This window comes from Martelella sp. NC20 (genome assembly GCF_013459645.1).
In the GTDB taxonomy this organism is placed as follows: domain Bacteria; phylum Pseudomonadota; class Alphaproteobacteria; order Rhizobiales; family Rhizobiaceae; genus Martelella.
Map to the genome: position 1 here is coordinate 1,895,316 of NZ_CP054861.1, position 12,586 is coordinate 1,907,901.

The 12,586-nt window shown below is 62.3% G+C and carries 8 protein-coding genes; all 8 read left to right on the forward strand.

What is annotated here, in order from left to right; all coding sequences use genetic code 11:
* Nucleotides 1–18 precede the first annotated feature (18 nt).
* The 8 genes from kdpB (at nucleotide 19) to HQ843_RS09185 (ending at nucleotide 12,520) form a co-directional block, all read left to right on the forward strand.
* Nucleotides 19–2,091, forward strand: coding sequence for a potassium-transporting ATPase subunit KdpB (gene kdpB / locus HQ843_RS09150; protein ID WP_180898688.1), 2,073 nt, complete (start codon nucleotides 19–21; stop codon nucleotides 2,089–2,091).
* 126 nt (nucleotides 2,092–2,217) lie between these two features.
* Nucleotides 2,218–3,891 carry a potassium-transporting ATPase subunit KdpA gene (gene kdpA / locus HQ843_RS09155; protein WP_180898686.1) on the forward strand — a complete coding sequence of 558 codons (1,674 nt, stop codon included), beginning with the start codon at nucleotides 2,218–2,220 and terminating at the stop codon, nucleotides 3,889–3,891.
* A gap of 16 nt (nucleotides 3,892–3,907) precedes the next feature.
* A complete protein-coding gene (locus tag HQ843_RS09160; protein ID WP_180898685.1) occupies nucleotides 3,908–4,462 on the forward strand; it encodes a potassium-transporting ATPase subunit C in 555 nt (184 codons plus the stop codon).
* A gap of 248 nt (nucleotides 4,463–4,710) precedes the next feature.
* Nucleotides 4,711–7,431: a sensor histidine kinase gene (locus HQ843_RS09165; protein ID WP_180898683.1), complete on the forward strand. Its 2,721-nt coding sequence runs from the start codon at nucleotides 4,711–4,713 to the stop codon at nucleotides 7,429–7,431.
* Nucleotides 7,428–8,120, forward strand: a complete 693-nt coding sequence (locus tag HQ843_RS09170) for a response regulator transcription factor (RefSeq protein WP_180898681.1) — start codon at nucleotides 7,428–7,430, stop codon at nucleotides 8,118–8,120. Before HQ843_RS09165 ends, HQ843_RS09170 begins: the two co-directional genes overlap by 4 nt.
* A gap of 187 nt (nucleotides 8,121–8,307) precedes the next feature.
* The gene (locus tag HQ843_RS09175; protein WP_180898679.1) at nucleotides 8,308–8,760 is read left to right on the forward strand and encodes a PTS sugar transporter subunit IIA; all 453 of its coding nucleotides are present in this window, start codon (nucleotides 8,308–8,310) and stop codon (nucleotides 8,758–8,760) included.
* 666 nt (nucleotides 8,761–9,426) lie between these two features.
* Nucleotides 9,427–11,910, forward strand: a complete 2,484-nt coding sequence (locus HQ843_RS09180; protein WP_180898677.1) for a heavy metal translocating P-type ATPase — start codon at nucleotides 9,427–9,429, stop codon at nucleotides 11,908–11,910.
* A gap of 250 nt (nucleotides 11,911–12,160) precedes the next feature.
* On the forward strand, nucleotides 12,161–12,520 hold the full coding sequence (locus tag HQ843_RS09185; RefSeq protein ID WP_180898675.1) for a hypothetical protein: 360 nt from the start codon (nucleotides 12,161–12,163) through the stop codon (nucleotides 12,518–12,520).
* Nucleotides 12,521–12,586 lie beyond the last annotated feature (66 nt).

A 12,586-nucleotide genomic window follows, 5' to 3' on the forward strand; every position in this document is an offset into this window, starting at 1 on the left:
AACATGCTGGAGTCACGCATGAGCCAGTCCAATTCCGCGAGCCTGTTCGATGCTCGCATCCTTGTCCCCGCGCTTGGGGGCGCATTCAGGAAACTCAATCCGCGAACGCTGGCGAAGAACCCGGTGATGTTCGTTGTCGGCGTCGTCTCGGTTCTGACGACAGTGCTGTTCCTCAAGGACGTCGCCACCGGCGCAGCGGATCTCGGCTTTTCCTTCCAGATCATTCTATGGCTCTGGTTCACGCTCCTGTTCGCGAACTTCGCGGAAGCGGTCGCGGAGGGGCGCGGCAAGGCGCAGGCCGACTCGCTTCGCCGTTCTCGCACCGAGACCCAGGCCAAACTCCTCGCCGATCCGGACAGCAACGAGACGAAGCTCGTGCCGGGCACGAGCCTGAAGACGGGCGACGTCGTCCTGGTCGAGGCTGGAGAGATCATCCCGTCCGATGGCGAGATCATCGAGGGCATCGCCTCGGTCAACGAGGCGGCAATCACGGGCGAGTCCGCACCGGTCATCCGCGAATCCGGCGGCGACCGTTCGGCGGTAACGGGCGGCACACAAGTGCTGTCCGACTGGATCAAGGTCAGGATCACGGCCGAGGCGGGCTCGACTTTCATCGACCGCATGATCGCCCTGGTCGAGGGCGCCGAGCGCCAGAAGACGCCGAACGAAATCGCGCTGAACGTCATGCTTGCCGGTCTGACGCTGATCTTCGTCATGGCGACGGCCACGATCCCCGCCTTCGCCGCCTATGCCGGCGGGTCCATTCCGATCATCGTACTGGTGGCGCTGTTCGTAACGCTGATCCCGACGACGATCGGCGCGCTGCTCTCGGCGATCGGTATCGCCGGCATGGACCGTCTCGTGCGCTTCAATGTGCTCGCCATGTCCGGCCGCGCCGTCGAGGCCGCAGGTGACGTCGATACGCTGTTGCTCGACAAGACCGGAACGATCACGCTCGGCAACCGCCAGGCAACCGAATTTCGTCCGGTAAAGGGTGTCACCGAACAGGAACTGGCCGACGCGGCGCAACTCGCCTCGATCGCTGACGAGACGCCGGAAGGCCGCTCTATCGTCGTGCTTGCCAAGGAAAAATACGGCATTCGCGGACGGGACATGCAGTCGCTTCACGCGTCTTTCGTGCCGTTCACCGCGCAGAGCCGCATGTCGGGCGTCGACCTTGACGGGTCGTCGATCCGCAAGGGCGCCGTCGACGCCGTTCTCAAATATGTCGAACAGGCATCGGCCGCGAACGGATCGACGCGCGCCAGCGCCGAGAGCAAGCGCGAACTCGATATGATCGCCAACGACATCGCCAGGAGCGGCGGAACACCGCTCGCGGTCGTCAAGGATGGCGTGCTGCTCGGCGTCATCCATCTCAAGGACATCGTCAAGGGCGGCATACGCGAGCGTTTCGCCGAGCTGCGCAGGATGGGCATTCGCACGGTGATGATCACCGGCGACAATCCGATGACGGCGGCGGCGATCGCCGCCGAGGCCGGCGTCGACGACTTCCTCGCCGAAGCCACGCCGGAAAACAAGCTCACGCTGATCCGCGAGGAGCAGGCCAAGGGCAAGCTCGTCGCCATGTGCGGCGACGGCACCAACGACGCCCCTGCCCTTGCCCAGGCCGATGTCGGCGTCGCCATGAACACCGGCACGGTTGCCGCGCGCGAAGCCGGCAACATGGTGGATCTGGATTCCGATCCGACCAAGCTGATCGAGATCGTCGAGATCGGCAAGCAGCTTCTGATGACACGCGGGGCGCTGACCACCTTCTCGATCGCCAACGACGTCGCGAAATATTTCGCGATCGTCCCGGCGATGTTCATCGCGCTTTATCCGCAGCTCGCTGTACTCAACATCATGGGGCTGGCAACGCCGCAAAGCGCGATCCTGTCGGCGATCATCTTCAACGCTCTCATCATCATCGCCCTCATCCCGCTGTCGCTAAAGGGCGTTGCCTACAAGGCCATCGGCGCGGACGGGCTTTTGCGGCGCAACCTTCTCATCTACGGACTTGGCGGCCTGATCGCGCCCTTCATCGGCATCAAGGCGATCGACCTCGCCATCACCGCCATCGGCCTCGCCTGACCACAAGGAGTTCGGCACATGACCATCCTCTATCTCATTCTCGGCCTGGCGGTCTTCGGGCTGTTGCTCGTCATGACCAATGCCGTCGACCGCGCCTGACCTTTCAACGATGTCGGAGACTTACCGATGCTGACACAATCCGTTCTCTTCGTCGTCCTCATCGTGGGAGGCACGGCGCTCATCTCCTGGCCGCTCGGCCGCTACATGAAATGGGCCATGGACCCGAACAAGGGCGAGGCCCGCGGCCTCACCCGCCTGTTTCAATCGGTCGGTGGTTCCGTATGCGCGCAAGACCAGAACTGGAAGCGCTACATGGTCGCCATGCTGGTCTTCAACGTCGTCATGTTCGTTGTGACCTTCGGCTTCCTTGCCCTGCAACAGGTTCTGCCGCTCAACCCCGACGGCAAGGGAGCGCTCTCCGGCGACCTGATCTTCAACACGGCGGCGTCCTTCACCTCCAACACCAACCTGCAGCACTATTCCGGCGAGGTCTCGCTCAGCTACCTGTCGCAGCTCGGCGGCCTGATGTGGCTGCAGTTCGTGTCGGCGGCCACCGGTATCGCGGCGCTCGCCGCGCTCGCCCGCGGGCTTGCCGGAAAGCCGCTCGGCAACTTCTTCATCGACCTGCAGCGCGCGTCCTTTCTGGTCCTGCTGCCGGTCGCCTTCGTCTTTGCAATCCTGCTGGTTGTTGGCGGCGTGCCGATGACTTTCGACGGGGCGGCCGTGGCGACCACGCTGGAAGGCGTACAGCAAACCATTGCGCGCGGTCCGGTCGCCGCCTTCGTGTCGATCAAGCAACTCGGTACCAATGGCGGCGGCTTCTTCGGTCCCAACTCGACCCATCCGCTGGAGAACCCCAGCTTCTGGACCAACATTATCGAGATGGTCGCCATCATCCTGATCCCGATGGCCTGTGTGTGGATGTTCGGCCGGATCATCGAGCGCAAACGACATGCCATGGTGATCTTCGCGGTGATGCTGGGCTTCATCCTGGTCAAGATCACAGGCGCGGTCTATTTCGAATCCGCGCCGACCGAAGCCTTCGCCAACCTGCCGATCGAGCAGACCGTCGGCAATCTCGAGGGCAAGGAACTGCGCTTCGGCGCTACCGGCGGTCCGCTCTGGTCGGTGCTGACCACGTCGACCTCGAACGGCTCTGTCGGCGCCATGCATGACAGCCTCAATCCGATGACCGGACTGATGCCGATGGTCGGCATGTGGCTCAATTCCACCTTCGGCGGCGTCGGCGTCGGCATGATCAACATGTTTCTCTATATCGTCGTCGGCGTCTTCATCGCCGGCATGATGATCGGGCGCACCCCGGAATATCTCGGCTGGCGCGTGGAAGCGCGGGAAGTGAAGTTCGCGCTGTTCGCGCTGTTGGCGCACGGCTTCTTCATTCTGGGGGGCACCGCCATCTTCGCGGCGACGCCGTGGGGTGCTGCTACGCTCAACAATGTCGGCCCGCATGGCTTTTCCGAGATGCTCTACGAGTTCACGTCGGCCAGCGCCAATAACGGTTCCGGCTTCGAGGGGCTGGGCGACAACACCGTGCCGTGGAACATCGCGACCGGAATCGTGATGCTGCTCGCGCGGTTCATCCCGATCATCCTGCCGCTCGCGATCGTCGGCTCGCTGTCGGCCAAACGGCGCAGCGTCGAATCGAGCGGAACGCTCAGCGTCGAAAGCGGTGTCTTCGCCGCGATGCTCGCTTCGACGATCTTCGTCATCGGCGCGCTCACCTTCTTCCCGGCGGCGACGCTCGGCCCGATTGCCGAACACGTCATGTTCATGAACTGATCCGGAGATCCGAAAGATGCAGCTTCTTCTCTCAAGTATTCGCATCGCCGCGGCGACCATGCTGATTTGTGTCGCCGGTTATGCAACCGCCGTCTGGGCCGTGGCTCAGGCGATCGCTCCCGACACGGCCAATGGTTCGCTGATCGTCGGAGCGAGCGGTCAAGTCGTCGGCAGTCGCCAGGTGGCGCAGGCCTTCACCGAACCGCGCTACTTCTGGCCGAGGCCGTCAGCCGTCGACTATGACGGCGCGGGCGCCGGCGGCAGCAACAAGTCGCCGACGAGCACCGATATCGCTGACCGCGGCCGCGATCTGGTGGAACGCTACGGCGCGACGTCGGACAATCCGCTGCCGGCCGACCTTGCGGCCGCCTCCGGAGCAGGTCTTGACCCGCATATCTCCGAGGAAGGCGCGCTCTATCAGGTCTCCCGGATCGCTGAGGCACGTGGACTGGACAGGACACAGGTTGAGGGGCTGGTTTACAGGGAGGCGTTCTCGCCGGGCGGCTTCATGACCCCGGACCGCATCGTCAACGTCCTCGAGCTCAACATCGCGCTGGATGCGATCAACTGAACGCCGGGACGTTGACGGGTGTCGAACGCATGGGCCCAGGTGTTTGTCCGCAGACCGATCACACCGTACCCATGCGTTGACCTAACCATCAATGCCGTCTCCGGGGTCGGCAGATTGCGAGCCTGGAGGCGGTATTTTGGAGCAACCGACCGCACCCACACCGGAAAAATTGGCGGCCGAATGTTCAATAAGCTATTGTATTGTTTGGCTCTTGCATTTGATTGCCTCAAAATGGCGGGAATAACGAGATGGGTTCGGAAGAGTTAGCGCGCGACACAACACGACCTTCTCCTGACGCCCTGTTGGAAAAGGCGGAACAGGAGACACGCGGTCGTCTCAAGATCTTCCTGGGCGCCGCGCCCGGGGTCGGCAAGACCTACGAGATGCTGCTGTCCGGCAGGGCCCGCAAGTCCGACGGCGACGATGTCGTCATAGGCGTGGTCGAAGCCCATGGCCGGAAGGAAACAGAGGCCCTGGTGCGCGGCCTCGATATCGTTCCAAGGACCAGGATCGAATACAAGGGCCGGATCCTTGAGGAAATGGATCTGGATGCGGTGCTGGAGCGCAATCCTGCACTGGTGCTTGTCGATGAACTGGCTCATACCAACGCGCCGGGCAGCCGTCACCCCAAGCGGTATCTCGATGTTCTGGAACTCCTCGATCATGGCATTGACGTTTATACCACGCTCAATATCCAGCATCTTGAGAGCCTGAACGACGTGGTCGCGCAGATCACGCGTATCCGGGTGCGGGAGACGCTTCCCGATTCCATTCTCGACAAGGCCGATGATGTCGAGATCATCGACATTACGCCCGACGACCTGATCAGACGGTTGAATGAAGGCAAGGTCTATGTTCCCAGGACGGCCAAACGCGCGATCGAGAACTATTTCTCTCCTCGCAACCTGACGGCGCTGCGCGAACTGGCCTTGCGCCAGACCGCCCAGCGCGTCGACCAGCAACTGCTCTCCCAGATGCGTCAGGGCGCTATCGAAGGTCCATGGCCCGCGGGCGAACGGATCCTCGTTTGCGTCAGCGAGGATCCGCGTTCGGCAGGGCTTGTGCGCTACGCCAAAAGGCTCGCGGACCGACTGCATGCGCCATGGGTTGCGATCTATGTCGAGGGGCGGCGCACTCAGGATCTGGATGACGATGGCCGGGACCGGGTAGCGGCGGCACTGCGTCTGGCCCAGAATCTCGAAGGGGATGCAGTGACCGTTCCTGGCGGAGATGGTCGCATCTCCGCCGAAGTGGTTGCCTATGCCCGCGCCAACAACATTGCACATATCGTCATCGGCAAGAGCAGCCGGTCCCGATGGTTCGAAATCCTGCACGGTTCCGTTGTGCACGAGCTTGTCCGTCATGCCGGCGACATCAGCGTTCATGTGGTGGCCGGAAGCAAGCAGACGGGCGTGCTGGCGTCCAGGGCGTCCGTTGCGGTCGCGGAACCGCGCTGGCGCCCGGACTGGACGGCCTATCTGAAGTCGACGATGGTCGTTGCCACGGCGATCGGCTTCGGCATGGTCCTCTGGCCATGGCTCGGCGTCGAGCACATCGGGCTGATTTTCCTGACGGGTGTTGTGGCCGTCGCCGTATGGTTCGGCCTGTTGCCGTCGCTCTACGCAAGCGTATTGTCGGCCGCCTGCTACAATTTTTTCTTCACCAATCCTTACCATACATTTTTGATCTCGCGGCCGCGCGAGATTGTCTCCGTCGTCTTTTTCACGATCGTGGCTGTCATCGTGTCGAACGTCGCCGCTCGCGCCAGAGCGCAGACAGTTGCCGCCAAGGCACGGGCGCGAACGACCGAATCTCTCTATTCTTTCAGCCGGAAACTGGCCGGAGCAGGCACGCTGGATGACGTGCTCTGGGCTGCGGCACATCAGATGGCCACCATGCTCAAGTCGCGCTGCGTCATCCTTCTGCCGGAGAATGGCACTGTGGCCGTCAGGGCGGGCGTACCGCCTGACGACACTCTGGGCGATGCCGACATAGCGGCCGCACGCTGGGCGTGGGAGCACAACCGACCGGCTGGACGGGGGGCGGATACCTTGCCGGGCGCCGCCCGCCTCTATGTCCCCCTTACGACAGGCAAGACGCCGGTGGGCGTTGTCGGACTGGACAGTGACAAGGAGGGGCCACTGCTCACGCCCGAAGAACAGCGGTTGCTGGATGCACTGGCCGACCAGGCAGCGGTCGCGATCGAGCGTATTCAACTTGTCGCGGATGTCGACAAGGCCAAACTGGCGGCGGAAGCCGACAAGCTGCGCTCGGCATTGCTCGCATCGATATCGCACGATCTCAAAACCCCGCTTGCGGCCATTCTCGGCGCGGCCGGAAACCTCCGCGACTATTCGACGGCGCTTCCTGAGCAGGATCGCAACGACATGCTTTCCACCATCGTCGACGAGTCGGAGCGATTGAACAGATTCATTGCCAATCTCCTCGACATGTCGCGGATCGAGACCGGTGCGATGGAGCCCAATGCCTCACTGCAATATCTCGACGATATGGTGGCCTCGGCGCTCCGCCGGGCGAAAAAGATGCTGTCGCATCATAAAATTCGGACCGAGGTTCCGGCTGACCTTCCGATGCTCAAGGCTGATCCCGTCCTGTTCGAGCAGGCGATCTTCAATCTCCTCGATAACGCGGCGAAGTATGCGCCGCCCGAAACCACGATCCGGATCCGGGCCTGGGAGGACGGACGATGGATGATGATCCAGATACTGGACGAAGGGCAAGGCATTCCATCGGCTGATCTGGAACGGATCTTCGACAGCTTTCATCGTGCCCGCAAGCGCGATCACGTCCTCGCCGGCACTGGCCTTGGCCTCTCCATCTGCCGGGGATTCATCGAGGCGATGGGTGGCACGATCGCGGCCGCCAACAGGACGGATCGCAGTGGCGCCGTCTTTACGATCCGAATGCCTGTTCCGGCGGACCTGCCGAGATTGGAAGATGTGCGATGACCAGCCCGACCGTCAGGATACTCGTTGTCGATGATGAAGTGCCTATCCGAAAGCTATTGCGCGTGGGTCTCTCGGTCGAGGGCTATACGGTCATTGAAGCGATGAATGCCAGGGATGCGATGGAGAGCGTCGCTGCAGACAAGCCGGACCTGATCATCCTGGACCTCGGTCTTCCCGACATGCCGGGTCATGAACTCCTGACCAGGTGGCGCAGCGAACAACTCGAACTGCCGATCATCATTCTATCGAGCCGGACCGACGAAGCCGGCATCGTCAAGGCGCTTGAACTCGGCGCAGACGACTATGTCACCAAACCCTTCGGCACAAAGGAGCTGGCGGCGCGCATCCGCGTCGCTTTACGTCACAAGCTCCAGCAACAGGGTGAACGTCCGATATTCCAAACCGGCGCGCTCTCCGTCGATCTCGTCAAGCGGATCGTCAGGGTCGGCGACAAGGAGGTTAAGCTGTCGCCCAAGGAGTACGACATCCTGCGCGTTCTCGTGCAGCACGCGGGCAAGGTTATCACCCATCGGCACTTGCTCGAGGCGGTCTGGGGCAGCTCTGCCGATGTGCAGTATCTCCGCGTCTATGTCCGGCAACTTCGCCAGAAGATCGAGTTGAGCCCCGAAGAACCGCAATACATCACAACGGAAACGGGTGTCGGCTACCGGCTGCGTGAAGCCGACTGATACCAGCGGTCATTGAAAATGGCCGCTGGTATTCCGTTTGCGAATTCCCGAGTCACCAGGACAATCGGGAAATTCGCAATTCCTTCAAGGCGGGGATGCGTCAGCATCTTCGCGCCTTGGTATGATATCGTCCTGAGAGCGGGCGCGGTCCAGCGCCGCGAGCGAAGAACTGGAAGTGAGTAGACGTATGAAAATCTCCGAGGTCATGCGGCCGGACGATGTACTGGTCGATGTATCCGCCGTCTCCAAAACCAACCTGCTGCAGCTATTGTCCAATCGGGCGGCGGAGTTCCTGGGCGTCAATCGATCAGACATTGTTGGCGCCCTGGAGCATCGGGAAAACCTGGGATCAACAGGTTTCGGCGCCGGGATCGCCATTCCTCACGCGCCGGTTGCCGGTGTGACCGCGCCGTTCGCGCTTCTGATCCGGCTTGCGCGGCCGATCGAGTTTGAGGCAATCGACGATAGGCCCGTGGATGTCATCTGCCTGATCCTCACGCCGCCCGGCGATCAGGCGGAGTATCTGAAGCTTCTTTCGATGATATCCCGCAAGTTGCGGTCTCCCGAAACACTCAAGACCATCAGATCCGCAACCGACGCCGGGCAGATCTACGCCACGATCGCGATGTGCGATGACTGACAGAAATAGCTCGGTTTGTGTGAGCAATTGATCTTTCCATTGCTCGATCTGATTGGCGTGAACGTCGAGCTGCCGCCAAACCTCGACCATCGTCTTCTCGCCCTTGATCGCTGCCGGGAAAATGTCGCGGAAAACGCCAACATAAAACCATCCCGTTTTCAGGGGCAGAGCACTGCCTTTCGGGCATTCGTCCGGATATTGGAGTGAGACAGCCCGTATCGACGGACAGCATCAAGGTCTTGAAAGGATATGAAGCGTCGAGCCGATCAGCCTTTCAGGGATGCTATCACGGCTCAGTATTGGATGAACTATGCCTTGCAGTTCTATCGCATCATAAGGGACCGACGACCTGATGCGAGGGCAGATGGCGGTAAGGTCGCCACATCTTCCCGCCGCCCCTCGTTCAATCCAACGCGCGACCTGAGAAGATCGGTCTTGACGAATTGGATTTCTCGGGCGGGAAAATTCTGCTTTGATCAAGTCGCTCCAAAAGGTCCGGCAATGGGCTTCACACCTCCAGCCGTAGCCTTGGCATCCTGCTTACCTGTCGTCGCCGGAAGATTTACGCAATTCTCCTCCGTCTCAAAAACCCGACATGCCCGGCCTTGACCTTCCGGTTACTGGAAGGACCATATGAAGGAGATCGAAACCAGCAGGAGACCACAGATGCAGCATTCGCACATGAATCATTCGTCTGGCTCCGGTCATCGAGGCGGGCCGTCAGGGCAGAAGGTGACGCGCGATCCCGTCTGCGGCATGACGGTCGAGCCGGGCGACGGAAAGCCGACCGCCGAACACGACCACCGGCTGCTTCATCTCTGCTCGGAAAAATGCCGCAACCGTTTTCTGGAAAATCCTTCGGCCTATCTGACAGCAGAAGACCCTGTCTGCGGCATGTCCGTCGACCGCGCCAGCGCTGAACATATGATCAAGCATAGTGGAAAGCGCTATTACTTCTGCTCAGCGGACTGCCAGGCGAAATTCGAGGGCGACCCAGAACGCTATAGCGGCGGGCCACCGGAGCCCGAACCTGAACCGGAGGGCACGCTCTATACCTGCCCGATGCACCCCGAGGTCGTGCAGGATCACCCCGGCAATTGCCCGAAATGCGGCATGGCGCTGGAGCCCACGACGCCTTCGGCGGATGCCGGACCCAATCCGGAATATGTCGATTTCAAGCGCAGATTGATGATTGCAGCACCCCTGGCGCTCGCGGTCTTCGTCCTCGAGATGGGCACCCATCTGGGTCTGCCCTTTGCGGACTGGCTCGGCCACACGCTGTTCGGCTGGCTGCAGTTTGCGCTGGCGACGCCGGTCCTGATGATCTGCTGGCCGTTCTTCGAGCGCGGCTGGTCGTCGATCATCAACAGAAGCCCCAATATGTGGACCCTGATCGCGCTCGGGACCGGGGCCGCCTACGTTTTCTCCGTCGTCTCCCTTGTCGCGCCCGGGCTGTTTCCTGAGGCAATGCGCGACACCATGGGCATGGCGCCGGTCTATTTCGAGGCCGCCGCCGTCATTCTGGTACTGGTGCTGCTAGGCCAGGTGATGGAGCTTGCCGCGCGTGAACGGACGGGGGATGCGATCCGCGCGCTTCTGGATCTGGCGCCAAAGACCGCGCGCAAGGTCACGGATGCCGGCGAGGAGGATGTGCCCGTCGAAACACTGCAGGCCGGCGATATCCTGCGTGTCCGGCCCGGTGAAAGCGTTCCCGTCGATGGTGTGGTGACCGAAGGACATTCATCCGTCGATGAAAGCATGATCACCGGCGAACCGGTTCCGGTCGAAAAGACCGAGGGCGAGCCTGTAACGGGCGGCACGCTCAACAAGAACGGCAGTTTCCTGATGCGCGCCGAAAGCGTCGGCGCGGAGACGACGCTGTCCCGGATCGTCGACATGGTCTCGAAGGCCCAGCGTTCGCGCGCGCCGATCCAGGCGATGGCGGACCGGGTCGCGGCCTATTTTGTGCCGGCCGTCGTGGCCGTCGCGGTGATCGCCTTTCTGGCATGGCTGGCGTTCGGTCCTTCGCCCGCGCTTTCCTATGCCTTTATCGCGGCCGTGTCGGTGCTGATCATCGCCTGCCCCTGCGCGCTGGGGTTGGCAACGCCGATGTCGATCATGGTCGCCACCGGACGCGGCGCCCATGCCGGCGTGCTGATCCGCGATGCGGAGGCGCTGGAACGCTTTTCGAAGATAGACGTGCTGGTCGTCGACAAGACTGGCACGCTGACTGAAGGCAAGCCCGCGCTCACCGATGCCGAGCCGCTGGACGGCTTCGACCGCTTGGAACTGCTCTCGCTCGCCGCAGCCCTTGAGCGCGGCTCCGAGCATCCACTGGCCGAAGCGATCGTCGCCGGCGCGCGCGAGGCCGGAGCGCCGGAACGCGAAAGCAGCGACTTCGGTGCTGTCACCGGACAGGGCGTGACCGGAACGGTTGACGGAAGAAAGGTAGCGCTTGGAAACGTCGTGCTGATGGAGGCGAACAACATCAATGTCGCCGCCTTGCGGGAACGCGTCGGCGCCCTCCAGGGCGAGGGCAAGACCGCGATGTTCGTTGCCATCGATGGCACGGCGGCCGGGATTGTCGCGGTTGCCGATCGCATCAAGGAAACCACGCCGGATGCGATCCGGGCGCTTCACGAAGCGGGCATGCGCATCGTGATGGCGACCGGCGATGCCGAGGCGACCGCGAACGCCGTGGCGCAGACGCTCGGGATCGACGAGGTCCATGCCGGGGTGAGCCCGCAGGACAAGCAAGATCTGATCGAGCGGCTGCGCCGCGACGGCCACTCGGTGGCGATGGCGGGCGACGGCGTCAACGATGCGCCGGCGCTCGCGGCCGCGGATGTCGGCATCGCCATGGGTACCGGCGCGGATGTCGCGGTCGAGAGCGCCGGCATCACCCTGGTCAAGGGTGATCTTACCGGCATCGTCCGCGCCCGCCACCTCGCCGAGGCGACGATGGCCAATATCCGCCAGAACCTGTTCTTCGCGTTCGTCTACAACACTGCGGGCGTACCGCTCGCGGCGGGGATACTCTACCCCTTCTTCGGCATATTGCTGTCGCCGATCATCGCGGCTGCGGCGATGAGCCTGTCCTCGGTCTCGGTCATCGGCAATGCGCTGAGATTGCGGGCGACGAAGCTTTAATACCAAGGCGCGAAGATGCTGACGCATCCCCGCCTTGAAGGAATTGCGAATTTCCCAATTGTCCTGGTGACTTGGGAATTCGCAAACGGAATACCAACGGTCATTTTCAATGACCGTTGGCATAAGACGGTTTATGCTTCGGGACCTGCAAGACGCCGGGACAGGCCAAAGATCGGCCACGATCGAGCCGCACTGTCTGCGGGACGTCGGGGCGCTGAGGATTTCCGGCGGTGGTGAATGGATGGCGGGCATGCGGCGAATGAGAGCGGCGGTGAAGGTGCTGTGCATTGTCACGGCCATCATGCTCGGCATGCTTTTGCCCTCCGTCAGCAGCGCCGCCGCCCATTGCGCAACGTCGCCCCAGGTCGCAATGCACCATGCGCAGCCTTCTGATGCCATGGTCCAGCATGGCATGGACCACCAGGATGGCAACCACGGCGCGAAGAACTGCTGCCTCGCGGTTTGCAGCCCGCAGGCCGGCATCACGCCCGCGCAGCCGTCGGGTCTTCCGGCGGCCGTTCTCAGGGATCTGGTCTTCCTCGATCGCTCCGCGCCCCTGACCGGTCACCCCGTTTCTCCCGCCTTCGAACCTCCCCGGACACTCGCATGAACCGGGGCTGCCGCGACATGTCGGCAGCCCGCCATCCTTCATGTGACACCATCCGGTCCGTTGACC

Excerpts from the sequence above, each read along its gene's own strand:
- kdpB (WP_180898688.1), top strand. The coding sequence starts at position 19 with ATGAGCCAGTCCAATTCCGCGAGCCTGTTCGATGCTCGCATCCTTGTC.
- kdpA (WP_180898686.1), top strand. The coding sequence starts at position 2,218 with ATGCTGACACAATCCGTTCTCTTCGTCGTCCTCATCGTGGGAGGCACG.
- HQ843_RS09160 (WP_180898685.1), top strand. The coding sequence starts at position 3,908 with ATGCAGCTTCTTCTCTCAAGTATTCGCATCGCCGCGGCGACCATGCTG.
- HQ843_RS09165 (WP_180898683.1), top strand. The coding sequence starts at position 4,711 with ATGGGTTCGGAAGAGTTAGCGCGCGACACAACACGACCTTCTCCTGAC.
- HQ843_RS09170 (WP_180898681.1), top strand. The coding sequence starts at position 7,428 with ATGACCAGCCCGACCGTCAGGATACTCGTTGTCGATGATGAAGTGCCT.
- HQ843_RS09175 (WP_180898679.1), top strand. The coding sequence starts at position 8,308 with ATGAAAATCTCCGAGGTCATGCGGCCGGACGATGTACTGGTCGATGTA.
- HQ843_RS09180 (WP_180898677.1), top strand. The coding sequence starts at position 9,427 with ATGCAGCATTCGCACATGAATCATTCGTCTGGCTCCGGTCATCGAGGC.
- HQ843_RS09185 (WP_180898675.1), top strand. The coding sequence starts at position 12,161 with ATGCGGCGAATGAGAGCGGCGGTGAAGGTGCTGTGCATTGTCACGGCC.